General features: G+C 59.2%; 30 protein-coding genes. 15 read left to right on the forward strand and 15 right to left on the reverse strand.

The window, feature by feature from the left end; translation table 11 throughout:
• Window positions 1-114: 114 nt before the first annotated feature.
• Window positions 115-1065: a GlxA family transcriptional regulator gene (locus F475_RS12765; RefSeq protein WP_018925545.1), complete on the reverse strand. Its 951-nt coding sequence runs from the start codon at window positions 1063-1065 to the stop codon at window positions 115-117.
• A 226-nt stretch (window positions 1066-1291) separates the two neighbouring features.
• On the opposite strand from F475_RS12765, the gene F475_RS12770 reads away from it, so the two are divergent.
• Window positions 1292-2014 carry a pirin family protein gene (locus F475_RS12770; RefSeq protein ID WP_111454054.1) on the forward strand — a complete coding sequence of 241 codons (723 nt, stop codon included), beginning with the start codon at window positions 1292-1294 and terminating at the stop codon, window positions 2012-2014.
• Window positions 2015-2132: 118 nt separating this feature from the next.
• On the opposite strand, the gene F475_RS12775 is transcribed toward F475_RS12770, so the two are convergent.
• From F475_RS12775 to F475_RS12790, 4 genes are all read right to left on the reverse strand, one after another.
• Window positions 2133-2951 (reverse strand): helix-turn-helix transcriptional regulator, encoded by an 819-nt coding sequence (locus tag F475_RS12775; protein WP_086944977.1) that lies wholly within the window; start codon window positions 2949-2951, stop codon window positions 2133-2135.
• Window positions 2952-2956: 5 nt separating this feature from the next.
• The gene (locus F475_RS12780) at window positions 2957-3496 is read right to left on the reverse strand and encodes a kinase inhibitor (protein WP_026331779.1); all 540 of its coding nucleotides are present in this window, start codon (window positions 3494-3496) and stop codon (window positions 2957-2959) included.
• A 122-nt stretch (window positions 3497-3618) separates the two neighbouring features.
• Entirely contained in the window at window positions 3619-4212 is a 594-nt protein-coding gene (locus tag F475_RS12785; protein WP_018925541.1) for an NUDIX domain-containing protein, read from the reverse strand.
• 187 nt (window positions 4213-4399) lie between these two features.
• Entirely contained in the window at window positions 4400-4837 is a 438-nt protein-coding gene (locus F475_RS12790) for a hemerythrin domain-containing protein (RefSeq protein WP_018925540.1), read from the reverse strand.
• 121 nt (window positions 4838-4958) lie between these two features.
• On the opposite strand from F475_RS12790, the gene F475_RS12795 reads away from it, so the two are divergent.
• Window positions 4959-5384: a GNAT family N-acetyltransferase gene (locus F475_RS12795; protein ID WP_064618773.1), complete on the forward strand. Its 426-nt coding sequence runs from the start codon at window positions 4959-4961 to the stop codon at window positions 5382-5384.
• Window positions 5385-5445: 61 nt separating this feature from the next.
• Here the strand turns inward: F475_RS12795 and F475_RS12800 are convergent, their stop codons facing one another.
• Window positions 5446-5796 carry a hypothetical protein gene (locus tag F475_RS12800; RefSeq protein ID WP_007941140.1) on the reverse strand — a complete coding sequence of 117 codons (351 nt, stop codon included), beginning with the start codon at window positions 5794-5796 and terminating at the stop codon, window positions 5446-5448.
• A gap of 147 nt (window positions 5797-5943) precedes the next feature.
• Here F475_RS12800 and F475_RS12810 point away from each other — a divergent pair, with 147 nt between their 5' ends.
• The 8 genes from F475_RS12810 (at window position 5944) to F475_RS12845 (ending at window position 10110) form a co-directional block, all read left to right on the forward strand.
• The gene (locus F475_RS12810; protein ID WP_007941139.1) at window positions 5944-6192 is read left to right on the forward strand and encodes a hypothetical protein; all 249 of its coding nucleotides are present in this window, start codon (window positions 5944-5946) and stop codon (window positions 6190-6192) included.
• A gap of 18 nt (window positions 6193-6210) precedes the next feature.
• The gene (locus F475_RS12815; RefSeq protein WP_019648485.1) at window positions 6211-6540 is read left to right on the forward strand and encodes a DUF6388 family protein; all 330 of its coding nucleotides are present in this window, start codon (window positions 6211-6213) and stop codon (window positions 6538-6540) included.
• A 98-nt stretch (window positions 6541-6638) separates the two neighbouring features.
• Window positions 6639-7031, forward strand: a complete 393-nt coding sequence (gene tusD / locus F475_RS12820; RefSeq protein WP_026345734.1) for a sulfurtransferase complex subunit TusD — start codon at window positions 6639-6641, stop codon at window positions 7029-7031.
• A 1-nt stretch (window position 7032) separates the two neighbouring features.
• Window positions 7033-7395, forward strand: coding sequence for a sulfurtransferase complex subunit TusC (tusC, locus tag F475_RS12825; protein WP_064618775.1), 363 nt, complete (start codon window positions 7033-7035; stop codon window positions 7393-7395).
• A complete protein-coding gene (gene tusB, locus F475_RS12830; RefSeq protein WP_019648483.1) occupies window positions 7395-7688 on the forward strand; it encodes a sulfurtransferase complex subunit TusB in 294 nt (97 codons plus the stop codon). The genes tusC and tusB overlap by 1 nt, the downstream gene beginning before the upstream one ends.
• Window positions 7685-8020: a TusE/DsrC/DsvC family sulfur relay protein gene (locus tag F475_RS12835; protein ID WP_018925534.1), complete on the forward strand. Its 336-nt coding sequence runs from the start codon at window positions 7685-7687 to the stop codon at window positions 8018-8020. Before tusB ends, F475_RS12835 begins: the two co-directional genes overlap by 4 nt.
• Window positions 8017-9018: a glycosyl transferase family protein gene (locus F475_RS12840; RefSeq protein WP_111454055.1), complete on the forward strand. Its 1002-nt coding sequence runs from the start codon at window positions 8017-8019 to the stop codon at window positions 9016-9018. Before F475_RS12835 ends, F475_RS12840 begins: the two co-directional genes overlap by 4 nt.
• Window positions 9019-9108: 90 nt before the next feature.
• Entirely contained in the window at window positions 9109-10110 is a 1002-nt protein-coding gene (locus F475_RS12845) for a glutathione S-transferase family protein (protein WP_111454056.1), read from the forward strand.
• Window positions 10111-10174: 64 nt separating this feature from the next.
• Here F475_RS12845 and cysG read toward each other — a convergent pair whose 3' ends face one another.
• The 6 genes from cysG to F475_RS12875 all read right to left on the reverse strand — a co-directional run bounded on the left by cysG (window position 10175) and on the right by F475_RS12875 (window position 17754).
• Complete coding sequence (gene cysG, locus F475_RS12850) at window positions 10175-11569, reverse strand: siroheme synthase CysG (protein WP_019580092.1); 1395 nt, start codon at window positions 11567-11569, stop codon at window positions 10175-10177.
• A complete protein-coding gene (gene serS, locus F475_RS12855) occupies window positions 11570-12850 on the reverse strand; it encodes a serine--tRNA ligase (protein WP_018925530.1) in 1281 nt (426 codons plus the stop codon).
• A 15-nt stretch (window positions 12851-12865) separates the two neighbouring features.
• On the reverse strand, window positions 12866-13240 hold the full coding sequence (gene crcB / locus F475_RS12860) for a fluoride efflux transporter CrcB (protein WP_007941127.1): 375 nt from the start codon (window positions 13238-13240) through the stop codon (window positions 12866-12868).
• Entirely contained in the window at window positions 13240-14562 is a 1323-nt protein-coding gene (locus F475_RS12865) for a replication-associated recombination protein A (protein ID WP_007941126.1), read from the reverse strand. Before F475_RS12865 ends, crcB begins: the two co-directional genes overlap by 1 nt.
• A gap of 94 nt (window positions 14563-14656) precedes the next feature.
• Window positions 14657-15280, reverse strand: coding sequence for an outer membrane lipoprotein chaperone LolA (gene lolA, locus F475_RS12870; protein WP_018925528.1), 624 nt, complete (start codon window positions 15278-15280; stop codon window positions 14657-14659).
• A 68-nt stretch (window positions 15281-15348) separates the two neighbouring features.
• Entirely contained in the window at window positions 15349-17754 is a 2406-nt protein-coding gene (locus tag F475_RS12875) for a DNA translocase FtsK (RefSeq protein WP_019580089.1), read from the reverse strand.
• A 306-nt stretch (window positions 17755-18060) separates the two neighbouring features.
• Here F475_RS12875 and trxB point away from each other — a divergent pair, with 306 nt between their 5' ends.
• The 4 genes from trxB to infA all read left to right on the forward strand — a co-directional run bounded on the left by trxB (window position 18061) and on the right by infA (window position 20882).
• Window positions 18061-19020, forward strand: a complete 960-nt coding sequence (trxB, locus tag F475_RS12880) for a thioredoxin-disulfide reductase (protein WP_111454057.1) — start codon at window positions 18061-18063, stop codon at window positions 19018-19020.
• Window positions 19021-19087: 67 nt separating this feature from the next.
• Window positions 19088-19768, forward strand: coding sequence for a leucyl/phenylalanyl-tRNA--protein transferase (gene aat / locus F475_RS12885; protein WP_018925526.1), 681 nt, complete (start codon window positions 19088-19090; stop codon window positions 19766-19768).
• An 87-nt stretch (window positions 19769-19855) separates the two neighbouring features.
• The gene (locus F475_RS12890; RefSeq protein ID WP_018925525.1) at window positions 19856-20563 is read left to right on the forward strand and encodes an arginyltransferase; all 708 of its coding nucleotides are present in this window, start codon (window positions 19856-19858) and stop codon (window positions 20561-20563) included.
• Between the two features lie 100 nt (window positions 20564-20663).
• Window positions 20664-20882: a translation initiation factor IF-1 gene (gene infA, locus F475_RS12895; RefSeq protein ID WP_002553999.1), complete on the forward strand. Its 219-nt coding sequence runs from the start codon at window positions 20664-20666 to the stop codon at window positions 20880-20882.
• Between the two features lie 134 nt (window positions 20883-21016).
• On the opposite strand, the gene clpA is transcribed toward infA, so the two are convergent.
• Complete coding sequence (gene clpA, locus F475_RS12900; protein ID WP_018925524.1) at window positions 21017-23287, reverse strand: ATP-dependent Clp protease ATP-binding subunit ClpA; 2271 nt, start codon at window positions 23285-23287, stop codon at window positions 21017-21019.
• 30 nt (window positions 23288-23317) lie between these two features.
• Window positions 23318-23680 (reverse strand): ATP-dependent Clp protease adapter ClpS, encoded by a 363-nt coding sequence (gene clpS, locus F475_RS12905; RefSeq protein WP_015094394.1) that lies wholly within the window; start codon window positions 23678-23680, stop codon window positions 23318-23320.
• A 224-nt stretch (window positions 23681-23904) separates the two neighbouring features.
• On the opposite strand from clpS, the gene F475_RS12910 reads away from it, so the two are divergent.
• Window positions 23905-24186, forward strand: coding sequence for a cold shock domain-containing protein (locus tag F475_RS12910; RefSeq protein WP_111454171.1), 282 nt, complete (start codon window positions 23905-23907; stop codon window positions 24184-24186).
• A 73-nt stretch (window positions 24187-24259) separates the two neighbouring features.
• Here the strand turns inward: F475_RS12910 and icd are convergent, their stop codons facing one another.
• Window positions 24260-25516, reverse strand: a complete 1257-nt coding sequence (gene icd, locus F475_RS12915; RefSeq protein ID WP_018925522.1) for an NADP-dependent isocitrate dehydrogenase — start codon at window positions 25514-25516, stop codon at window positions 24260-24262.
• Window positions 25517-25865 lie beyond the last annotated feature (349 nt).

Consider the following 25865-nt stretch of genomic DNA (forward strand, 5'->3'; position numbering starts at 1 on the left):
CTCCGCACCTCCCAAAAAAGAGTTCACGGGTATCTTGGCAGGCATGGGTGACGGTACAACGGCCATGGGAGGAGCGTCACGGTCATCGCGGTGCGCACGACGGACAACAGCGCGTTAACTGAACTGCTCGCGGTACTGGGTGGGGGTCAGGCCGAGCTTTTCACTGAAAAGAAATCGCATGTGCCGCACGCTGCCGAAGCCACTTTTATAGGCTACGGTCTTGAGCGGCAGCTCGCTGGTTTCCAACAGATTCCTGGCGTGATCGATGCGCGCGCTTTGTAGAAACTCCATCGGCGTCATATTCACTTCCCGGGTGAAAACCCTGGCGAAGTGCCGCGCACTCATGTTCACCAGACTGGCCATACGCTCGATACCGAACGCTTCGTCGAGGTGTTCGAGCACATGGTTCTGCACCCGGGTGACCGGCGTTTCCTGGGGGCCCACCGCGGCCATCAATGGACTGAACTGCGCCTGCCCGCCCTGGCGTTTCATCACTACCAGCAGCACTTTGGCGACGTCCTGGGCGACTTTCTTGCCGTGGTCCTGGGCAACCACCGCCAGCGCCAGGTCGATACCGGCGGTGACACCACCGGAAGTGATGAGGTTGCGGTCCTGCACGAAAATCTGATCGGTCTCGACGACAGCCTTGGGGAAGCCTTTGATCAGTCGTTCGGTGTAATGCCAGTGAGTGGTCACGCGAAAGCCGTCCAGCAATCCGGCATGCCCGAGCACGAACGCGCCGGTGCAGATCGACCCGTATCGGTCAGCACGGCTGATGGCTCCCCGAAGCCAGTCGAGCAGCGGCGGATACTTTTCGTTGTAGGCCCCCGGCCCGCCTGGCACCAGCAACAGGTCATAGTGCTCGTTAGCCTGATCGATGTGCAGATCCGCCAGTACGCTCACGCCGTTGGAGGCCCGCAATGCGCCCTGCACGGTGCCGATGGTCAACAGCTCGTATCGGTCCGCCGGTTGCAGATAACGATTGGCGATGGAAAACACTTCCATGGGGCCGGCCATGTCGAGCAGGAGAAAGTCTGGGAACAACACCATTGCCACGGTTTTCATGGGTTCAAGGTCACTAATAGAGAACTGTTCAATACCATTGCGCCGCCCACGGGTCTGGCGCCCGACATTATGGCCACATGTAACAACAAGCATACATGAACCCGTTCACACAACTGTCAACCTGTGCGAGACAGTATTTCAATTTTCATCTACTTACTGCACTTTCAGGTAAACATTAACCTTCTCCTCACTCGGACGAATTCACGTCCTGACAGGAGATTTCATCATGCTGACCCTTCGCAAAGCTTCGGATCGCGGTGCGGCCAATCACGGTTGGTTGAAGTCGTTCCATACCTTTTCCTTTGCCAACTACCGCAACCCACGGGAACAGGGCTTTTCCGACCTGTTGGTGATCAACGACGACCGCGTAGCCGCAGGCAAAGGCTTTGGACAGCACCCTCATCGCGACATGGAGATTTTCTCCTACGTGCTCGAAGGCGCGCTGGAACACAAGGACACTTTAGGCACCGGTTCGGTGATCCGCCCTGGCGACGTGCAACTGATGAGTGCCGGCAGTGGCGTGGCGCACAGTGAATACAACCACTCATCGACACGCCCGGTGCACTTCCTGCAAATCTGGATCGTGCCTGACGTCAGCGGCGCCAAACCGCGTTATCAGCAAGAGCATTTCAGCACCCAGAAAAAACGCGGCCGCTTGCAGTTGATCATCTCCCCGGATGGGGCCAAGGGCTCGTTGAAAGTCCGGCAGGATGCGCGGGTGTATGCCGGCCTGATCGACGGCAAGGAAAGCGCCACGCTGGAACTGGCTGCCGATCGCTACGCCTATGTGCATGTGGCGCGGGGCAGTGTCGAGCTGAACGGCCTGCCGTTACAGGAAGGCGACGGCGTACGGGTTCGCAAAGAACAGGTACTGACCTTGAGCAATGGCGTGGATGCCGAGGTACTGGTGTTTGATTTGCGGCCGCAGGAATTGCCGGAAATGCCGTGACTTTGTGGCGAGGGAGCTTGCTCCCTCGCCACAGGGACCGGCGGTTAAGGTTTTCGCCGGGTACAAAAAAACGGCCGACAGGCCGTTTTCACTCGAATCAAATCAAGTACAGGAATACCTAAATCGCCGCGCGCAATTCCCGTGGCGACAGACCGTAATGTGAGCGAAAGCGCACGGCAAAACGTGAGGCCGAGGCGTAGCCGCTGGCACCGGCAATTTCACCGATGGGCCGGGAAGTGGTTTGCAACCATTGCAACGCGGTCGCCAGTCGAACGCTTTCCAGAATATTCCTGAAGCTGCTCCCCTCATTGGCCAGTTGGCGACGCAAAGTCGACTCACCGAGATTCAGGTGTTGAGCGACGCTCGCAACCGTCCAGTCGCTCTCAGGGCTGCCCATCAGCAACTGCTGCACACGCTCGCACAGTGGATCATTGCGATCCATCAGCAGCGGTCCGGCCTGGCCATTGAGGCCCAGGCTGAGCAGAACCGCTTCCCCATAGTGGGTGCGTAATGCATCCGGCGCGTTGGCATTGATGGCGGCCAGTAATTGATCCCATGCCTGCGTCGTGTGCCTGTCCAGAGGAACACACAGATCTGTCTTCGGGGCACGGTGACCATTCATGATCTGCCGGCCATATCGGCTGCTGAAGTTGCGCAGTGTCGAACCGGGAAAGGTCACGACATCGGCGATGTAGTGACCGTGAAGACCGGGGAAGTTCGAGATACCAAGCTCACGCCCGGCCGGCAACAGAATCAGATGTTGCGGCCCAGCGCGCATCTCCCGGTCATCCCATTGCAACAGTTTTTCCCCCTGTCGCACTCGACACAAGGCAGTCGCGAATATCGGCACCCGTTGCAAGGTATGAGGCTGCCGCGCCCGGATGACACACGCATCGATAATGTTTTCCCGGTGCTGGATGCCGTCACAAGGGCGCATCGTTCTTAACGTCCGTAAGTTGAAGTGATGGTCGCTTTGGCCAAGGCGTTGGCATTGAGCATATAGCCCACCAAGGCTCCGCTGGCCTGGCTGTCGAGTGGCAGCTTATCGACTTTCAACGCCCATACGGTGAATTGATAGCGATGGGGCTTATCCCCCACAGGAGGGCACGCTCCGCCAAATCCCGGTTGGCCATAATCGGTTCGTCCTTGTACGGCACCGGCAGGCAGGTTCGAACCGACCCCGCTTGGCAAACTTTTGGTTGAAGCCGGTAAGTTGACCACCGTCCAATGCCACCAGCCGCTGCCGGTCGGCGCATCAGGGTCATAGACCGTGATCGCGTAACTTTTAGTCTCCGCCGGGGCGTTGGACCAGGACAGTTGCGGAGACGTATTACCCCCTTCACAACCGAAACCCTGGAATACCTCACGACTGGTCAGCGGGCGATTTTCAGCAATATCCTGGCTTGTCAGCGAGAAGTCGGCTGCGTGCCCAGTGAGGACGACCCCCATGGACAAAGCGGATAGGATAATTCGGATGTTCATCGTGACCTCATCGGTGTCTTGGCGTGAAGCACGAGTCTAGAGAGAGCAAAGGCTGATTACTGTGCCGAAACGCTCGACCATTGTGCCTGAACGCTCTCTCGATCCAGGCACACCCCGCCGACTCAGACCGGTCCGAAAATGTCCTTCATCGCCGCATACTGCAGCAGCATGATGGTCTTGGCATCGCAGATCTCCCCGCGATAAAACGCCTCAAGGGCGTCGTCGAATTTCCACTCCAGCACTTCCAGTTCTTCGGTTTCGTCTTCCAGCCCACCGCCCTCGCTGACTTTCGAAGAGGCGTCGTACTCGGCAATAAAGAAATGCAGTTTCTCCGTGACCGAACCGGGGCTCATGTAGGACTCGAACACCTTCTGCACATGGTGGACGCGATAGCCGGTTTCTTCCTCAGCTTCAGCGCGAATGCGCTCTTCAGGCGCAGCGCCTTCCAGCAGCCCCGCCGCCACTTCAATCAACAAACCATCATGGCCGTTGACGAACACCGGCAACCGGAACTGGCGAGTCAGCACGACGGTTTTCTTCTCGCGGTTGAACAGCAGAATCGCCGCGCCGTTGCCACGGTCGTAGACCTCGCGGCTCTGGCGCTGCCAGTCGCCGTTGTTGCGCAGGTAATCGAACGTGATTTTCTTCAGCAGATACCAGTTGTGGGACAACACCTGAGACTCGATGATGTTGACCCGCTCGGCTGTGTTCGACATGACAATCCATCCCTATTTTCGTCAGAAGACGTCCATGTTAGGCGAAAACAGAAAAGCCCGGCATGGTTGCCGGGCTTCTTTTTTTCTAACGCTCTGTCCAATCCTTCAGAACGGATTCAGAGGGTCGGTGTTACTTGAAATCCAATTGGCCTACACGCCAAAGCAACAAATGATTGCGTGCTTCAGGTCAGGGCAACTGCGCCTTATATTCTTTCTGGTACTGCCCGGCGAGTGATTCCTTTTGCTTGTTGTCGAGCAGTTTGCCGGCCATTTGAAAGAACTTCTGCTCTTCCTCTTTCAGGTGGTGATGGACCTTTTCCGAGAGCTTTTTGGCAGTGATCAGCCAAGCGGCGCTGGACATCTCAGTCTCGTCCAGTTCCTCCATCATTTCGTCCATTTCATGGTGTTCGGAAATGGCGTGGCGACTCAGGTCCATGCCATTGTCGAATGCCATCAACGGGATGTAGAAATGGCGTTCTTCGGCCGTTGCGTGGGCGTGCAGTTCGGCTTTGAGCTGTTTGTAAGCCTCTAGCCGTTCCGGGGTGTCGCCGTGGGTCTTGATCAGGGCGACGGCATAGCTACGCTGGCGATCATGGCTTTCGCGCAAGGCTTCAAAGATATCCACGGGCGGTCCTCATGGGTGCATTGCGAATGACATTATTGAGGCTAGACCTCCCGGCGCACCCGGGAGTTCCAAACAAACTGCGATCGCGATAGGCTCCCTCTTTGCCATATGGATGTAGCCCATGACCCTGCGAATTGAACTGTCGACAAACGCCACTCAGGAAGAGCGCGAAGCAATCCTCACACCGCTGCGCGCCTACAACGCCTCAAAGGCCGGGCCCACGGTGTCAGAGCAGATTGCCTTGCTGGTGCGCGATGACAACGACGAGATTCTCGGCGGGCTTTATGGCCGGGTGTTTTACCAATGGTTTTTCATTGAGTTGTTGTCGGTGCCGGACCAGGCACGGGGCCAAGGGCTGGGCTCGAAGCTGATGCAGATGGCCGAAGACCTGGCGCGGGAGAAAGAGTGCATCGGGATCTGGCTGGACACCTTCGACTTCCAGGCGCCGGAGTTCTACAAAAAACACGGCTTCAGCGAACTGGGGCAGATTGCCGATTATCCGCCAGGCCATAAGCGTTTCTTTTTCCAGAAGCGTTTGATTGATTAAAACGCAAACGTTGTGGGAGCGAGCCTGCTCGCTCCCACAGGGGGACTGCCTCATAAACCTCTTACAGGCAGGTCGCCAACGCCGCCAAACGACGCTTGGCAACAAAATCATCATGCTGGGCGTAGTAGCTCAAGGCCGTGCCTGAAGCATCGCTGGTCACGTCCACGAAAGATTCGGCCGAACGGGTGTAGACCGTCGAGCCGCCCTTCTTGCCCGGCTGCAAATACGCACCGGCATCGACGCCGAACACCGCCTCGTCCTGCCAGGCAAACTGCACGCACTGGGCGACGACTTTTTCCGGTTTGTCCGAGGTCAGGGTTTTGTACGGGGTTTTGGTGCGGGCGTCGTTCATCGCCGATCCGGCGCAGCCCGCCAGCAAGGTTGCGGCCAGCGCCACCATCAGAATTCGCATTGCGTTCGCTCATCAGGAAAAAGCGGACTGTACCACCGCGGCGCGGCGTATCGTTCTGCTTTACTTCATTTATACCGCGACACCGCGCAACGATTCGCGCACCCTGTCGCGCCGATAGCCTCGCATCGCCCATTTTTCAGGAAAGCCATGACACCCAATGCCGAGTTCTACAAACCCTCCACCGACTACGCCGACAAACTGATCAGCCAGATCGGCCAGACGCCGGCCTGGATCGCCAAGCGAATTGGCGTCACCGACAAGCGGATTCGTTACATTCTCGACGGCGAAAGAACCGTCAAAGGCGAAACCACGCCAATCCAGATGACCTACACCGAGCAGTTTGCCCTTGAGTGTCTGGCTGCGGCTGCCAAGGCGAGCAAAAAGCAGTCTTCGTAATCCCCTCAAGGAGTGACCATGGCGGCAACCGAACAGCAACACGAACAGGCGCTGAGGAAATTTCTCGATGAACGCCCTGAGCTGCGTCTTGAGCTCGACAATCTCAATCCCCTGCTCGCCCAGGCCAAAGGCGAGACGATGGCGCAGTACCGCGACGAACGCTTGCATGAAGCGTTCGAAGCCGAGGCCGAGCGCCTGGGTTTGTTTGCCTGGGAGCTGACACTGCAACTGACCACCGCCACGCCCGAGGAATATCAGGCCCAACGCATGGAAGTGCACAAGGAAGTTGCAGAGATGGCCGGCATGAACTGGCTTGAGTATTGCGAGTTGTACGGGCTGACCAAATAATCCTCGCGATGGCAGCGACTCGGTCTGCGAGTAAACGCCCTTCGCCGCTCTGCCGATAAAGCTTTATCATGGCCGCAGTTTTGCTGATCGAGTCCGTCATGAAATTCGCCATTGCGCTGTTTTCCGCCGCCCATGCGCCCTCCTCGCGCCGTGCCTTGCTGTTCGCCCAGGCCGCGCTGGCCGGCGGGCATGAGATTGTCCGGCTGTTTTTCTATCAGGATGGCGTCTACAACGCGTCCGGCAGTGTGGTCACTCCTCAGGATGAGCAGGACTTGCCCAAGCAATGGCGCACCTTTGTCAGCGAGCATCAACTCGATGGCGTGGTCTGCATCGCCGCCGCCCTGCGTCGTGGCGTGCTGAACGAGGAAGAAGCCCAGCGCTATCAGCGTGAAGCGGTCGCCGTGGGCGCGCCGTGGGAATTGTCCGGCCTTGGCCAGTTGCATGACGCGGTGCAGGACGCTGACCGCCTGATCTGTTTCGGAGGCGCGTGAGATGGCTAAATCCTTGCTGATTATCAGCCGTCAGGCGCCGTGGTCCGGGCCGAATGCGCGCGAAGCGCTGGACATTGTATTGGCCGGCGGCGCCTTCGATCTGCCGATCGGGCTACTGTTTCTTGATGACGGCGTGTTCCAGCTCGCTGCGAAACAGGACGCCAAGGCGTTGCAGCAGAAAGACCTGAGCGCCAACCTGCAAGCCTTGCCGATGTTCGGCGTCGAAGACCTGTTCGTGTGCGCTGACAGCGTAGCGGCCCGAGGCCTGGCCCCCAAAGGTCTGTCGCTTGAAGAAGCCCAGGTACTGAGCGCCCAGGACATCACCGCCCTTATTGACCGTTACGACCAGGTGATCACCCTCTGATGTCGACTTTGCATGTGTTGTCTCATTCCCCATTCGGCGACGAGCGCCTCAGCAGTTGCCTGCGCGTGATCGGCCCCAACGATGCGCTGCTGCTGAGTGGCGATGCGGCCTATGCCTTGCAGCCAGGCACCGCGCCATTCAGCTCTTTGCATGCTCGCAACCTGAAACTGTTCGTACTGGCCGAAGACGCGCAGGCCCGGGCTCTGCAAGTTCCGGACTGGGCCAGTGCCATTGATTACCCGGCCTTCGTCGAACTGTCGATTCACTATGACAAGGTCAACAGTTGGCTATGAAATCCCTGACCGTTGGCGCCCGCGCTATTGAACTGGACAAGGACGGCTTCCTGGTGGAACTGAGCGACTGGTCTACCGAGGTGGCCACCGCCCTCGCCGCCGCTGAAGACATCGAGTTGAGCCCGGAACATTGGGAAATCCTCGAACTGCTGCGCAGTTTCTACGACGAATTCCAGTTGTCCCCGGCGACCCGCCCGCTGATCAAGTACACCGCATTGAAGCTCGGCCCCGACAAGGGCAACAGCCTGCACCTGAACCGACTGTTCAAAGGCACCCCTGCCAAACTCGCCGCGAAACTGGCGGGCCTGCCCAAACCGACGAATTGCTTATGACCGACTATCCAGCGCTGACCCTCGAAACGCCCGCCGAGCACCCGTTCGCCCAGTTCGTGCGGATTCTTGGCAAAGGCAAACGCGGCGCCCGCGATCTGACCCGCGAAGAAGCCCGCCAAGCCATGGGCATGGTGCTCGACGACAAGGTCGAGGACACCCAGCTCGGCGCGTTCCTGATGCTGTTGCGGCACAAGGAAGAGAGCGCCGAGGAAATGGCCGGGTTCACCGAAGCCTTGCGTGAACGCCTGAACCCACCGGCACTGGCGGTCGATCTGGACTGGCCGACGTACGCAGGCAAGAAGCGGCATTTGCCGTGGTATCTGCTGGCAGCCAAGTGCCTGGCGCAGAACGGCGTGCGCATCTTCATGCACGGCGGCGGCGCGCACACGGCGGGTCGGCTCTACAGTGAACAACTGCTCGAGACGCTGAACATACCGTTATGCCGCAACTGGCAGCAGGTCGGTGCGGCCCTCGATCAGGGCGGTCTGGCGTTCATGCCATTGGTGGACTGGGCTCCCCAGCTTCAGCGAATGATCGACCTGCGCAACACCCTGGGCCTGCGCTCGCCGATCCATTCCCTGGCGCGGATTCTCAACCCGCTTGGCGCCCGTTGTGGCCTGCAAAGCATTTTCCACCCCGGCTACCAGGCGGTGCATCGCGATGCCAGCGGTCTGCTCGGGGACACGGCAATCGTCGTCAAGGGCGATGGCGGCGAGATTGAGATCAACCCGGACGCCGACAGTCACCTGTATGGCACCACCGGCGGCGAAAGCTGGGATGAAGAATGGCCGCAGCTGTCGAGCCAGCGCCACGTCAAACCGGCGAGCCTGGACCCGGAGCACTTGAAAGCCGTATGGCGTGGCGACGTGGTCGACAGCTACCCGCAAATGGCGCTGATCTCGACCATGGCCCTGGCCTTGCGCGGCCTCGGCCAGCCCCGCGAACAAGCCTTCGAAACCGCCCAGCAATATTGGGACGCCCGGGACCGATCGATTTAATCGATCATAACAGCCCAACCTTTGCGCTTTTTGTTCGAACCTATGCGCATAAACTCCTCTCCAACGCTTATAGGTTGAGGAGTCAGGCACATGGGTTTGTTAGTCGAAGGTCGCTGGCAGGATCAGTGGTACCAAAGCAGCAAGGATGGCGCGTTCCAGCGTGAACAGGCGCAGCGTCGCAACTGGCTGACCGCCGATGGCAAGCCAGGCCCGAGCGGCGTCGGTGGTTTTGCCGCCGAGGCCGGTCGCTATCATCTCTATGTGTCCCTCGCCTGCCCGTGGGCCCACCGCACGCTGATCCTGCGCAAACTCAAAGGCCTTGAAAGCCTGATCGACGTGTCGGTGGTCAGCTGGTTGATGCTGGAAAACGGCTGGACCTTCGATAAAAACCTCGGATCGACTGGCGACAAGCTCGATCATTTCAATTTCATGCACCAGCGCTACACCGCCGATACCGCCGACTACACCGGCCGCGTCACCGTGCCGGTGTTGTGGGATAAACAGACCAACCGCATCGTCAGCAATGAATCGGCGGAGATCATCCGCATGTTCAACAGTGCGTTCGATGACTTGACCGGCAATGACCTGGATTTCTACCCGGCACCGCTGCGCAGCGAAATCGACGCCCTGAACGAGCGGATTTATCCAGCAGTGAACAACGGCGTCTATCGCGCCGGGTTTGCCACCTCGCAGCAGGCTTATGAAGAGGCGTTCGATGAGTTGTTTGCCGAGCTGGATCGGCTGGAGCAACTGCTGGGCGCGAATCGTTACCTGACGGGTGAATACCTGACCGAAGCGGATATCCGCCTGTTCACCACGCTGATTCGTTTTGATGCGGTGTATCACGGCCACTTCAAATGCAATCTGCGGCGGATTGCCGATTATCCGAACCTGTCGAACTGGCTACGGGAGATTTATCAGTGGCCCGGGATTGCCGAGACGGTGGATTTCACCCACATCAAGAACCACTACTACGGCAGCCACAAGACCATCAATCCGACCGGAATTGTGCCGAAAGGACCGGCGCAGGATTTCACCGGGGCGCATGATCGGGGGCGATTGAGTGGGAAAGAGGTTTGGCGCAAGGCCTGAGGTTGATCGTTCCCACGCTCTACGTGGGAACGATCACAACGGGGGCAAGCCCCCTCGCCACAGGTCAGACCTGCGCCTGAGCCCCTTCGAACCACGCCAGTTTCTCGCGCAGTTGCACCACTTCCCCAACGATCACCAGTGTCGGAGCATGCACTTCATGCTCCGCCACCAGCCGTGGCAGGTCGGCCAGGGTGCCGGTAAATACCCGCTGATTGACCGTGGTGCCCTGCTGGATCAACGCCGCCGGGGTATCAGCCGCGCGACCGTGCTTGATCAACTGCTCGCAGATGATCGGCAAGCCCACCAGCCCCATGTAAAACACCAGGGTTTGCGCCGGCGCGACCAGGTCGGCCCACGGCAAATCGGTGGAACCGTCCTTGAGGTGCCCGGTGACAAACCGCACTGACTGCGCGTAATCGCGGTGAGTCAGCGGAATCCCGGCATACGCCGCGCAACCGCTGGCAGCGGTAATGCCCGGCACGACCTGGAACGGGATGCCATGGGCCGCCAGTTCTTCGATCTCTTCGCCGCCACGCCCGAAAATGAACGGATCGCCACCCTTCAAGCGCACCACGCGCTTGCCGGCCTTGGCCAGATCCACCAAATGCTGGTTGATCTGTTCCTGAGGCACGGCGTGATCGGCGCGGCGCTTGCCGACGTAGACCCGCTCGGCATCGCGACGGCACAAATCCAGAATCGCCGGCGCCACCAGACGGTCATACAGCACCACGTCGGCTTGCTGCATCAGGCGCAAGGCGCGGAAGGTCAACAGGTCGGGATCACCCGGCCCGGCGCCCACCAGATAAACCTCGCCAGTGGCCACAGGGGCTTCGCCATTGATTTTGGCCAGCATCAAGCGCTCGGCCTCGGCGCCCTGCCCGGCCAGTTGTCGGTCGGCAATCGGTCCCTGGAACACATCCTCCCAGAACGCCCGACGCTGCTGCACATCCGGAAACAGGCCTTTGACCTGGTTGCGGAAACGCGCCGCCAGACCGGCCAGTTGACCGTAAGTGGAAGGAATCCAGGTTTCCAGCTTGGCGCGAATCAACCGCGCCAGCACCGGTGCATCACCGCCACTGGACACGGCAATGATCAGCGGCGAACGGTCGACGATCGCCGGGAAGATCACGCTGCACAGGGCCGGCGCGTCCACCACGTTGACCGGCACGCAACGCCGATGGGCATCGGCGGAGACTTGCGCGTTCAGCGGTTCATCGTCGGTGGCGGCGATGATCAGCCCGCAACCATCCAGATCCGCCTCGACGTAGCCACGCACCAGGCACTCGCCACCGCTGCCGGCTACCAGCTCACGCAACTGCGGTTCGATTTCAGGTGCGACCACCCGCAGCAGCGCACCGGCTTCGGCCAGCAGGCGGGATTTGCGCAAGGCAATCTCCCCCCCGCCGACGACCAACACACGACTGCCGCGAAGGTTATGGAACAGCGGCAGATAGTCCATTTAGCCGATGACCTCAAGGCCACCCATGTACGGCTTGAGCACTTCAGGGACACGGATCGAACCGTCGGCCTGCTGATAGTTCTCGAGTACCGCCACCAGGGTACGACCGACCGCCAGGCCGGAACCGTTCAGGGTGTGCACCAGCTCAGGCTTGCCTGTTTCCGGGTTGCGGAAACGCGCTTGCATACGGCGGGCCTGGAAGTCGCCACAGTTGGAGCACGACGAAATCTCGCGATACTTGTCCTGGCTCGGAATCCACACTTCCAGGTCGTAGGTCTTGACCGCGCTGAAGCCCATGTCGCCGGTGCACAGCGCCAGGGTGCGGTATGGCAGCTCCAGCAGTTGCAGGACTTTCTCGGCGTTGGCGGTCAGGTTTTCCAGCGCTTGCATCGAGGTCGACGGCTCAACGATCTGGACCATCTCGACCTTGTCGAACTGGTGCTGACGGATCATCCCGCGAGTGTCGCGACCCGACGCGCCAGCCTCGCTGCGGAAGCACGGCGTGTGTGCCACGAACTTGATCGGCAGCAGTTTCGAATCGACGATTTCGCCGGCCACAATGTTGGTCAGCGACACCTCAGCGGTCGGAATCAGGTACAGATCGGCTTCGCCGTCGCGGCTGATCTTGAACAGGTCTTCTTCGAATTTCGGCAACTGACCGGTGCCCTGCAGGGCCGGCGCTTGTACCAGATAAGGCGTGTAAGCCTCTTCGTAACCGTGTTCGTTGATGTGCAGGTTGATCATGAACTGCGCCAGTGCACGGTGCAGGCGAGCAATCGGGCCGCGCAGCAGGGCGAAACGGGCGCCGGACAGTTTGGCGGCGGTTTCGAAGTCCAGCCAGCCGAACTTCTCGCCCAGGGCCACGTGGTCCTGAACCGGGAAGTCGAACGCCTTCGGCGTGCCCCAACGGCGCACTTCAACGTTACCTTCTTCATCATCGCCGACCGGCACCGATTCGTGCGGCAGGTTCGGAATGCCCAGCAGGATCGAATCCAGCTCGGTCTGGATCGCGTCCAGCTCGACTTTACCGGCGCTCAACTCGCCCGCCATGCGCTCGACATCCGCCATCAGCGGCGCGATGTCTTCGCCGCGCTGCTTGGCCTGGCCGATGGATTTGGAGCGCGCGTTACGTTCAGCCTGCAGAGCTTCGGTGCGGGTCTGGACGGTCTTGCGCTGTTCTTCCAGCGCTTCGATGCGCGCAACATCCAGGGCAAAGCCACGGGATGCCAGGCGGTCCGCTACGTCCTGAAGGTTGCTACGTAACAGTTTGGAATCGAGCATGTCGGTTTCTCGTTATCAAAGTTTGGTCAAGGACAGGCCAGCCCAGGTGGCGAGCAGCCCGCCGAATACGCTGATGGCCGCATAGCCCAAGGCCAGCGGCACTTGCCCGGTTTCCAGCAGGCGCACCGTATCCAGTGAAAAGGATGAAAAAGTCGTCAGCCCCCCGAGGAAGCCAACGATCAACCCGGCGCGTACCGCAAACGATACCTCCGGGCGAATCAAAAACAGGCCGTATAGAACGCCGATCAGCAAACAGCCCACGATATTAACGGCCAGCGTCGCGGTATAGAAGTGCCGCGGCCAATTCGCGTTGATCCAGTTACCGGTGGCGAAGCGCAACAGCGTGCCGGCGACACCACCGACAGAAACCGCAACAATCAAGGGAATCACTATTTTCTCCGCTGTCGGGGGCTTAGACGGTCAAGCTGCGCGAGGTGGTTGAGCTTTTCGCCGATCTTCAGCTCCAGGCCGCGGGGCACGGGTTGATAGAACCGTTGTGGCTCCAACTCGTCCGGGAAGTAATCTTCGCCAGCGGCGTAGGCATCCGGTTCATCGTGGGCGTAACGATATTCATCGCCATAGCCCAATTGCTTCATCAACTTGGTCGGCGCATTGCGCAGGTGCAGCGGCACCTCCAGCGAACCGTGTTCGGTAGCGCTGCGCATCGCGGCCTTGAAGCCCATGTACACCGCGTTGCTTTTCGGCGCGCAAGCCAGATAGGTAATGGCCTGGGCCACCGCCAATTCGCCTTCGGGGCTGCCGAGGCGCTCCTGCACTTCCCACGCCGCCAGGCACAGGCTCAAGGCGCGAGGGTCGGCGTTGCCGATGTCTTCGCTGGCCATGCGCACCACGCGCCGGGCCAGGTACAGCGGGTCGCAGCCGCCGTCGATCATTCGCGCGAACCAGTACAGCGCGCCATCAGGGTTGGAACCGCGTACCGATTTATGCAGCGCGGATATCTGGTCGTAGAAGGCTTCGCCGCCCTTGTCGAAACGTCGACGGGTGTCGCCGAGCAGGCTTTGCAGCAGGTCGACGCCGATTTCGCTGTGGTCTTCGGCCAGGTCCGAGGCATTTTCCAACAGGTTGAGCAGACGCCGGCCATCGCCATCGGCGGCGGACAGCAGCATCTGGAAGCCCTCGTCGCTGAGGGTCAGTTGCCGCTTGCCCAGCCCACGCTCTTCGGTCAGCGCGCGATGCACCAGCTTGCGCAGGGCGGCTTCGTCGAGGCTTTTGAGTACATAGACGCGCGCCCGGGACAGCAGCGCGTTGTTGAGTTCAAACGAGGGGTTTTCCGTGGTCGCGCCGATGAAAATCAGCGTGCCATCTTCAACGTATGGCAGGAACGCATCCTGCTGGGACTTGTTGAAGCGATGCACTTCGTCGACGAACAGGATGGTGCGCTTACCGTACTGCCCGGCCTGCTGCTTGGCGACTTCCACCGCTTGGCGGATTTCCTTTACGCCGGCCAGTACCGCCGAAACCGTTTCGAAATGCGCATCGGAGACTTCCGCCAGCAGCCGCGCCAGGGTGGTTTTACCCACGCCCGGTGGCCCCCAGAAAATCATCGAGTGCAGGGCGCCCTGCTCCAAGGCTTCGCGCAAAGGTTTGCCGCGAGCGAGCACGTGTTCCTGACCGACGTACTCGTCCAGATTGGCCGCACGCAAACGGGCGGCCAAGGGCTGAGCAATCGGGGCACTGCGAAACAGGTCCATCACGTACTTTTAAAACCTCGAGTCAATTCTCAAGTTTGGCGAACACCCTGTGACAAGAGCAGCCCCCTCGCCACACAAGCCCGCTTCTACAGGTTTACTCCTGGATCACATCGGCACCCTTGGGGATGTCGAACTTGAACTTGGAGGCCGGGATCGGCTCGTTGGCCTTCACACCGGTGAACAGGATATTGGTGCGCTGGCCGACGCTGTCGATCATCTGCATATCATTGACCAGACCATTGCGGAACGACAGGCGCAGGCTGTCGAACAGGGTGTCCTTGGTTTTCGGCTTCAGGGTGAAGTCGATCACGCCGCCGGCTTCCTTGGCGCTGATGTCAAAGCTCTGGCTGATCTTGGACACGTCACCGGACAGCAACAACGCCGGGGTCTGGGTCAGACGCTGATCAAGAGTCTTGATGGTGGCCTGTTCCAGATCCGGGTCCCACAGGGTCACTTTCTTACCGTCCGAGACCATGGTTTGCTCGGCCGGCGCGTTGGTGTGCCAGTAGAACAGGCCCGGGCGCTGCAAGGACATTTCACCCGCAGTTTCTTGTAACTGGGTGCCGCTGCCGTCGAGGGTCAGCTGGGAGAAGCGCGCGGTCAGGGTCTGGGATTTTTCCAGCAGTTGAGTCAGACGCGCCACGTCCTTGTCGTCGGCGTGGGCCGAAAGCGTGGTCAGAGCCAGTACCGGCAGCAACAGCATGCGGATAAGACGCATGGGAGTCCTCATAAACATTCGTGGGAGTGCGGGCGGCGCCTCAAGACGCCGCCCCTTTCAATACCGGATCAGTCGCGCACCGGGCCAGGGGCCAGGACTTCACGCGAACCGTTGGTGTTCATGGACGTTACGACCCCGGCCATCTCCATGGCTTCGATCATGCGCGCCGCGCGGTTGTAGCCGATTTTCAGCTTGCGCTGAACCGCGGAGATGGATGCGCGACGGCTTTCCAGGACGAACTGCACCGCTTCGTCGTAGAGCGCGTCGGTTTCGGCATCATCTTCACCGCCACCGCCGCCGTTTTCAAAGCCGCTACCAGCCTCTTCGACACCGGCGAGGATGTCATCGTTGTATTCCGGCGCGCCGCGCAACTTCCAGGCTTCAACCACCCGGTGCACCTCGTCATCGGACACGAATGCGCCGTGAACACGAATCGGCAGGCTGGTGCCCGGCGGCATGTACAACATATCACCGTGGCCCAGCAGTTGTTCGGCGCCGCCCTGGTCGATGATGGTCCGCGAATCGATCTTGCTCGATACCTGGAACGCCATACGGGTCGGGATGTTCGCCTTGATCAGACCGGTGATCACATCCACCGACGGACGCTGGGTCGCGAGGATCAAGTGGATACCCGCCGCACGCGCCTTCTGCGCGATACGCGCGATCAGCTCTTCAACCTTCTTGCCGACGATCATCATCATGTCGGCGAATTCGTCGACCACCACGACGATGGTCGGCAGCTTCTGCAGCAGCGGTGCCTCATCGTGGATGCTTTCGCGCTTGTACAGCGGATCGCTCAACGGCTCGCCGGCGTCCTGGGCTTCCTTGACCTTGGCGTTGAAGCCCGACAGGTTACGCACGCCCATCTTCGCCATCAGTTTGTAGCGCCGTTCCATCTCGGCGACGCTCCAGCGCAAGGCGTTGGCGGCGTCCTTCATGTCGGTGACCACTGGGCACAGCAGGTGCGGGATGCCTTCGTAGATCGACAGCTCAAGCATTTTCGGGTCGATCATGATCAGCTTGGCGTCTTCAGGGCCCGACTTGAACAGAATCGACAGGATCATCGCGTTCACACCCACCGACTTACCGGAACCGGTCGTACCGGCCACCAGCAAGTGGGGCATTTTCGCCAGGTCAGTGATGACCGGTTTGCCGCCGATGTCGTGACCCAGGGCCAAGGTGACCGGGGACTTGAAGTTATCGTACTCGGGGGTCGACAAGACTTCGGAGAACCGCACGATCTGCCGGTCTTCGTTAGGGATCTCGATACCGACCGTGGTCTTGCCCGGAATCACTTCCACCACGCGCACACTGGTCACGGCCAGGGAACGGGCCAGGTCTTTCGCCAGGTTGGCAATGCGGCTGACTTTCACCCCGGCGGCAGGCTGGATTTCGTAACGGGTAATGACCGGGCCCGGGTGGATCGAATCCACCGAGACTTCGACGCCAAATTCCTTGAGCTTGATTTCCAGCAAGTGGCCGACGGCCGCCAGGGATTCAGGCGAATAATTGAGTTGTTTCTTTTCCGCCGGGTCGAGAATCGAAATCGGCGGCAAGGTGCCTTCCACGGCGCTGTCGACGAACAACGGCGCTTGTTTCTCTTTTTCCACGCGCTTGCTCGGAGCGGCCGGCTTCGGCGGTGCGGGAGCAATCACCGGCGGCACCTGCTTTTCACGCTCGGACATGTGCTTGCTTAGGGCCTGCTCGCGCTCGATCAGGCGTTCCTTGACCTTGGCCTGCTCACGTTTATCGGTGACCGTCGGCGCAACCACGTCATGCACGCGATCGTCGACCTCACGCAGCTGGGCGACCAGTTGCTTGCGTTCGGTACGGGCTGCCCACCAGCGATTGGCCGCGCCCTGAAACAATTCGAACAAATCGAGGGTGATCTTGCCGGTGACGTCCATCACCTTGAACCACGACAGGTCGGTGAATACCGTCAGGCCGAACAGGAACAGCGCAATGAACAACAGCGTGCTGCCCTGAATGTTCAGCGCATTCTTCGCCAGGTCGCCGAGGCTTTCACCCAAAGCGCCGCCGGCGCCGGCCGGCAGACCGGTCGCCGCATGGAAATGGATATGGGCCAGCGCCGCGCCCGACAGCACCAGAAACACCAGGCCGATCAGGCGCCAGGAAAACAGCCAGCCGCTCCACTGCCATGGCTCGTGGCGCTGACGGAAGATCTGATAGGCCTTGATCGCCAGCAATAGCGGGAAAATGTAGGCGAAGTAACCCAGGACCATGAACAGGATGTCGGCGCTGTAAGAGCCGGCAGGCCCGCCGAAGTTCTGTACGTCGTCGATCTTGCTGTTATGGCTCCAGCCCGGATCGTCCTTGCCATAGGTCAACAAGGCCATCATCAGGAACAGGCACAAGGCGCCGATGGCGATCAATGCACCTTCCTTGAGCCGGTAGTGCAATTGCTGGCGCCAGAGCGGAACGACTGTTTTAGGTGCTGCGGTGGATTTCTTCAAAACGCTTCTTTTCCTGCGCCCTTGGCGCGTCCATCTGTTGAATGACTATAAAAACTGCCCAATCCAGGCAGGTAAAAAAGTTAACAGTCCCAACCGGGACTACTTTTAACACTGTGCCCCGGCTTTTCGAAATACGGCACGCAGCGCTTTTTTGATACAAACACTGTTACAAGCGGGCATTGTACGGGTTTGTTCGCCCAATGCCATGCTTGAGACCCTTGGCTCCAGCATAGCCAACAGCACAATACGCGCAGTCCAATTTGAGCATGCATTCTCTTTTGTGACAAAGGCTTATGAGGTGTTTTTATGAGTGAAGCGAAGCATTCCCGCCTGATCATTCTGGGTTCCGGCCCTGCCGGTTACAGCGCAGCCGTTTATGCCGCTCGCGCCAACCTCAAACCCGTTGTCATTACCGGCATACAGGCCGGTGGCCAGCTGACCACTACCGTCGAAGTCGACAACTGGCCCGGCGACGTCGAAGGCCTGACTGGCCCGGTGCTGATGGAACGCATGCAGAAACACGCCGAACGCTTCGACACCGAGATCGTTTACGACCACATCCATACCGCCAAGTTGCAACAGCGCCCGTTCGAGCTCATCGGCGACAGCGGCACCTACACCTGCGATGCGCTGATTATCGCCACCGGCGCTTCGGCCCAATACCTGGGGCTGCCATCGGAAGAAGCCTTTGCCGGCAAAGGGGTTTCGGCCTGCGCCACCTGCGATGGTTTCTTCTATCGCAACCAGGTGGTCGCAGTGGTCGGCGGCGGCAACACCGCGGTGGAAGAAGCCCTGTACCTGTCGAACATCGCCAAGGAGGTTCATCTGATTCACCGTCGCGACAAACTGCGTTCGGAGAAGATCCTGCAGGACAAGCTCTTCGAAAAAGCCGCCAACGGCAATATCCGCCTGCACTGGAACCAGAACCTGGACGAAATACTCGGTGACGCCAGCGGCGTGACCGGCGCCCGCCTGCGTCACAGCCATACCGGCGAAACCGCTGAACTGTCGCTGGCCGGCGTGTTCATCGCCATCGGCCACAAACCCAACACCGACCTGTTCCAGGGCCAGCTGCAGATGCGCAACGGCTACCTGCTGGTCAAGGGCGGCAGCGAAGGCGACGCCACCGCCACCGCCACCCAGGGTGTATTCGCCGCCGGCGACGTGGCCGACCACGTTTACCGCCAGGCAGTGACCTCTGCCGGAGCCGGTTGCATGGCTGCGCTGGATGCCGAGAAGTATCTCGATGACATTCCCGGCGTTTGACGGTTAACCTTCTATCTGGCGGGTTTATCGCCCGCCACCGCCCTCCCCTTCTGCAAGCCCGGATCCCATGCTGACTTGGTTACAACGCAATACCCTGACTTTTCCGCCGCTGGAAAAAGCCATGCGCGACCCCAACGGACTGCTGGCCGCAGGCGGCGATCTGTCCGCCGACCGCCTGATTCAGGCGTATCGCCATGGCTGCTTTCCGTGGTTCTCGGAAGGCCAACCGATTCTCTGGTGGTCACCGGATCCGCGCACGGTGCTGTTTCCCGACGAACTGCATGTCTCTCGCAGCCTGAATAAACTGCTGCGCCAACAACGCTATCAAGTGACCTTCGATCGGGATTTTGCCGCGGTCATCAGCGCCTGCGCCGCGCCGCGCGAGTACGCCGATGGCACCTGGATCACCCAAGCGATGCAGGACGCCTACGTCGAACTGCACAGGCGCGGCTACGCCCATTCGGTGGAGGTCTGGGACGATGGCGTGCTGGTCGGCGGGCTCTACGGCCTGGCCATGGGACAGCTGTTTTTCGGTGAGTCGATGTTCAGCCGCGCCGACAACGCCTCCAAATATGGCTTTGCCACGCTGGTGCGACATCTGAAAGACTCAGGTTTTGTGCTGATCGATTGCCAGATGCCTACCGATCATCTGCATAGCCTGGGCGCCCGAGCGATTCCCCGCACCGAGTTTGCCGGCTACCTTGCCCGGCACCTGGATCAACCCGGTCGCGCCACCTGGGTTTGCTGAGCGACATTGGCCCGTGTGGCTTACACTTAATGCGGGGAGACGAAATGAAAAAGTCCCCTTATCAAAAGTTTATCCCGAGGGTTGATCATGACCGAGTTGGCGCGTTTGAAGTTCTATGCCACTCAGCCCCACTCTTGCAGTTATCTGCCCGAGGAGCAGGCCACTACGCTGTTCCTCGATCCCAGTCAGCCCATGGATGTGCATGTCTACGCAGATCTGTCGGAAATGGGCTTTCGTCGCAGTGGCGATCATCTCTACCGGCCCCATTGCCAGAATTGCAATGCATGCGTACCGGCGCGCATTCCTGTAGCGCAATTTACCCCCAACCGCCAGCAGAAACGCATTCTCAAACGCAATGCCGACCTGCAGGTACGCCCGGCCCGACCAACGTTCAGCGAGGAGTATTTCGACCTCTATCAGCGCTACATCGAACAGCGCCACGCCGACGGCGATATGTATCCGCCGAGTCGCGATCAGTTCTCGACCTTCCTGGTGCGTGACCTGCCGTTCTCCCGCTTCTACGAATTTCGTCTCGAAGGCCGACTGGTGGCGGTAGCCGTCACCGACTTGCTGCCCAATGGCCTGTCAGCGGTGTACACCTTCTACGAGCCTGGCGAGGAACGTCGCAGCCTTGGGCGTTACGCGATTCTCTGGCAGATTGCCGAAGCCGGGCGCCTGGGGCTGGAAGCGGTCTATCTCGGCTACTGGATCAAAAACTGCAAAAAAATGAGCTACAAGACCCAATATCGCCCTATCGAACTGCTGATTAATCAACGTTGGGTCATCCTGAACTAGAACCCCTTGGCTTAAACCCCACTTTTCGGGCACAATGCACGCCGCTTTTGCCTGGCGCAGTTGCACCGGGCCATTCATTGGACACCGAGGGCTTTACTGCATGTCGAAAGAAGACAGCTTCGAAATGGAAGGCACTGTCGTCGACACCCTGCCCAACACCATGTTTCGTGTGGAGTTGGAAAATGGGCACGTCGTAACCGCGCATATCTCCGGCAAGATGCGCAAGAACTACATTCGTATTCTTACCGGCGACAAAGTGCGCGTCGAGCTGACGCCCTATGACTTGAGCAAAGGGCGCATCACCTACCGCGCTCGCTAATCAAGTCAATACAAAACGCCCGGCTATGCCGGGCGTTTTTGTGTGCGGATCGTTTCCACGCTCTGCGCGGGAACGATCATGGCAGGCAGCAAAAAGGCGCCTTTCGGCGCCTTTTGGCTTTGTTGCGGTTAACGTCAGGCCATTTCAGCCGTGGTCTCGAACTCGAAGGTCAGCTCGCCGTCCTTGATGTCGATGTGCACCACACCGCCATGTTCGGCCAGTTCGCCAAAGAGAATCTCCTCCGCCAGCGGACGCTTGATCTTGTCCTGAATCAAGCGCGCCATTGGTCGAGCACCCATGGTCACGTCGTAACCACCGGCCGCCAGCCAGCTGCGAGCAGCGTCGGTGACTTCCAGCAGCACACGCTTGTCTTCCAGCTGCGCCTGAAGCTCGGTAAGGAACTTGTCCACCACGCTTTTGATAACCTCATGGCTGAGGCGACCAAACTGGATAATGGTGTCCAGACGGTTGCGGAATTCCGGCGTGAAGCTCTTCTTGATCACTTCCATCGCATCGGACGAGTGGTCCTGATAGGTGAAGCCGATCGAAGCACGCGCTGCAGTCTCGGCACCGGCGTTGGTCGTCATGATGACGATCACGTTACGGAAATCTGCCTTGCGCCCGTTGTTATCGGTCAGCGTACCGTGGTCCATGACCTGCAACAGCAGGTTGAAGACTTCCGGATGCGCCTTCTCGATTTCATCGAGCAACAATACACAGTGAGGCTGCTTGGTGATGGCTTCGGTCAGCAGACCGCCCTGGTCGAACCCGACATAGCCTGGAGGCGCACCGATCAGACGCGATACGGTGTGGCGCTCCATGTACTCGGACATGTCGAAGCGAACCAGCTCGACCCCCAACGCCTTGGCCAACTGACGCGCAGCTTCGGTTTTACCGACGCCGGTCGGGCCTGCGAACAGGAACGAACCGACAGGCTTGTCAGGCGACTTGAGGCCGGCACGGGACAGCTTGATCGCGGTCGACAGTGAGTCGATCGCCGCATCCTGGCCGAATACCGTGAGCTTCAGGTCACGCTCAAGGTTACGCAGCAGCTCTTTGTCGGAGCTGGTGACGTGCTTTGGCGGAATTCGCGCGATTTTCGCAACGATGTCCTCGACCTGAGGCACTTCGATGCGCTTCACGCGTTTCTCGACTGGCTGCAGACGCTGATAGGCGCCCGCCTCGTCGATGACGTCGATGGCCTTGTCCGGCATGTGCCGGTCATTGATGTAACGCGATGCCAGTTCGGCAGCGGCGCGCAGGGCTTCATCACTGTATTCAATGTTGTGATGGAGCTCGAAACGCCCTTTCAGGCCACGCAGGATACCGATGGTGTCTTCCACCGAAGGCTCCGACACATCGACCTTCTGGAAGCGCCGGGCCAAGGCACGGTCCTTCTCGAAGATCCCGCGGAATTCCTGGAACGTGGTCGAACCGATGCAGCGAATATCGCCCGAAGACAACAATGGCTTGAGCAGGTTCGAGGCATCCATGACGCCACCGGACGCAGCGCCCGCACCGATGATGGTGTGGATCTCGTCGATGAACAGGATCGCCTGCGGACGTTTTTTCAGCTCATTGAGCAACGCCTTGAAGCGCTTCTCGAAATCGCCGCGGTATTTGGTTCCGGCCAGCAAGGCCCCCAGATCGAGGGAATACACCACGCTGTTGGCCAGCAGGTCCGGCACCTGGTTGTCGACAATGCGTTTGGCCAGGCCTTCGGCAATCGCGGTTTTACCCACGCCCGCCTCGCCCACCAGCAGCGGATTGTTTTTGCGACGACGCGCCAGGATCTGCGCGACGCGCTCGACTTCGAGCTCACGGCCCACCAATGGATCGATACGACCCTGACGCGCGAGTTCGTTGAGGTTGCTGGCATAAGCATCCAGAGGATTGCCTGAAGAAGAAGACTCACCGCCCTCGTCGTCCTGCATATCTTGTTCACCTTCAGAGTGATCGCCATGCCCTGGCACTTTGGAAATGCCATGGGCGATGTAGTTGACGACATCGATGCGCGCAACGCTCTGCTGTTTCAGCAGAAACACTGCCTGACTCTCTTGCTCACTGAAGATCGCGACCAGCACGTTGGCGCCAGTCACTTCGCGTTTGCCCGAGCTCTGTACGTGAAAGACAGCACGTTGCAGTACACGCTGGAAGCCCAGGGTTGGCTGGGTTTCACGATCCTCGTCATGCAAGGGGATCAATGGCGTGGTGGAGTCGATGAACTCCTGCAGGTCATGCTTGAGTTTGTCGAGGTTTGCGCCGCAGGCACGCAAAACGGTAGCGGCAGCCTCATTATCCAATAGGGCCAGCAGCAGGTGTTCGACGGTCATGAATTCATGACGCTTCGAACGAGCCTCCTTGAAGGCTAGATTGAGGGTGACTTCGAGCTCGCGGTTTAACATAGCTTCACCTCATACCCAAGTGGTCGGCGATTAACCGTCCTTCTCGATTTCACAGAGTAGCGGATGCTGGCTTTCCCTGGCGTACTGGTTGACCTGCATGGCCTTGGTCTCGGCGATGTCGCGGGTAAACACTCCACATACTGCCCGTCCTTCTGTATGAACGGCCAGCATGACCTTGGTCGCCAGCTCGCGATTCAGGTTAAAAAACACCTCGAGCACTTCGACGACGAAATCCATCGGTGTGTAGTCATCGTTGAACAAAACCACCTTGTACATAGGCGGCGCCTGTAAAGCAGGCTTAGCCTCCTGAACAGCAATGCCTGCGGAATCGTCGTCGTGTAAATCAGGGCGATCCTGATTGAATGTTAGTCGAATCTGGCTGATTGCATGCATGGAAAGAAAGGTTCGTCAGTTGTGCAAATACAGTGGTGGGGGCGGCCATCAGCGATTTCAACTCCGACTGCCCGGTCACCTTGACTATCGGGAAAACGGTGTTACAACCAATAGAGCCCACAGTGGGTAAAAAAGGTCCGCGGAGTCAATCTATTTACAAGATTAGACTGCGGATTAACTGGATGATACTCCAGTGATGGAGTCTGTTGCAGAGGGATATGAGTATGGCTGTCGGTAAGGTGAAATGGTTCAACAATGCCAAGGGGTTCGGTTTCATTAACACCGACGCCAGAGAAGGTCGCGACGAGGATGGCAAGGATATCGATTTCTTTGCCCACTACTCAGCCATTGAGATGGAGGGATACAAGACCCTCAAGGCCGGGCAAATCGTTAGTTTCGAGATCGTTCAGGGCCCCAAAGGGTTGCATGCCGTAAAGATCACATCTGCGACCTCCCTGAACGGACAGACCGCACCTGCCATCAAGCCAGAAACAGTGTCGAGCTGACACAACTTGCCATCCAGTCATAAAAAACCGCCCGAAGGCGGTTTTTTTGTGCTGATTCGCTTACATGTGCCGCTTACATATGCGAGATGAGCGCATCGCCAAACCCGGAAGACGATACCAGCTTCGCGCCATCCATCAGGCGTTCGAAGTCATAGGTCACGGTTTTAGCGGAAATCGCGCCATTGGTGCCCTTGATGATCAAGTCGGCCGCTTCGGTCCAGCCCATGTGACGCAGCATCATCTCTGCGGACAGGATGAGCGAGCCCGGGTTGACCTGGTCCTTGCCGGCGTACTTCGGCGCGGTACCGTGGGTGGCTTCGAACATGGCCACGGTGTCGGACAGGTTCGCACCCGGCGCAATACCGATACCGCCCACTTCTGCCGCCAGGGCATCGGAGAGGTAGTCACCATTGAGGTTCAGGGTGGCGATCACATCGTACTCGGCCGGACGCAGCAGGATCTGCTGAAGCATGGCGTCGGCGATGGCGTCCTTGACGATGACGTTCTTGCCGGTTTTCGGGTTTTTGAACTGCATCCACGGACCGCCGTCGAGCAGGGTCGCGCCGAATTCTTCGGCAGCCACTTCGTAGGCCCATTCCTTGAAGGCACCTTCGGTGAACTTCATGATGTTGCCTTTGTGCACGATAGTCAGCGAGTCGCGGTCATTGTCGACCACATACTGAAGGGCCTTGCGCGCCAGACGCTTGGTGCCTTCCAGGGAAACCGGCTTGACGCCGATACCGCAATTCTGGTCGAAACGGATCTTGGTGACGCCCATTTCTTCTTTAAGGAACTTGATGACCTTGGTCGCCTCCGGCGAACCGGCCTTCCATTCGATACCGGCATAAATGTCTTCCGAGTTTTCGCGGAAGATGGTCATGTCGACGTCGCCTGGCTTCTTGACCGGGCTCGGCACGCCTTCAAACCAGCGCACCGGGCGCAGGCACACATACAGGTCGAGTTGCTGGCGCAGCGCCACGTTCAGGGAACGGATGCCACCGCCGACCGGCGTGGTCAGAGGGCCCTTGATGGAAACCACGTAGTCCTTGACCGCGTCCAGGGTTTCCTGAGGCAGCCAGGTGTCCTGATCGTAAACCTGAGTCGCTTTCTCCCCGGCGTAGACTTCCATCCAGGAAATTTTGCGCTCGCCGCCGTAGGCCTTCTTAACAGCAGCATCGACAACCTTGATCATGACCGGGCTGATATCAACGCCAATACCATCGCCTTCAATGAAGGGAATGATCGGGTTGTTAGGAACATTGAGAGAATGGTCCGCGTTGACGGTGATTTTTTCGCCGACGGCTGGAACCTGAATCTTCTTGTATCCCATGCTGAACTCCATTGTTTGGATTGAACATCTGGCTTCGTCCGAGCGTACCCCAGTTGAATCGGCGCGCAAACCCTATGTTCCGTCCATCTGCCGCGAAGCTGCACAGTTCGTGACGTACAAGCCTGAAAGTAAAGGGAAAAGCGCCAAACTCAAGCACACCATACAAGGCTACTCCCCACGCCTGCCTGCGACCTTTAGACCAATGGACGAGAATCGTTGCATATGAACCATCGGCAGATTGCCAGCTACCTATGTATAATGCCGCCGCTGACCACAGAGTCACGACGGCCGACCTCTCTGCCACTGGAAATGTAGCCGAGACTCTGGGCCCGGAAAAGCAGGATTGTTA

The organism is Pseudomonas sp. URMO17WK12:I6 (genome assembly GCF_003253625.1).
Classification (GTDB): Bacteria; Pseudomonadota; Gammaproteobacteria; order Pseudomonadales; family Pseudomonadaceae; genus Aquipseudomonas.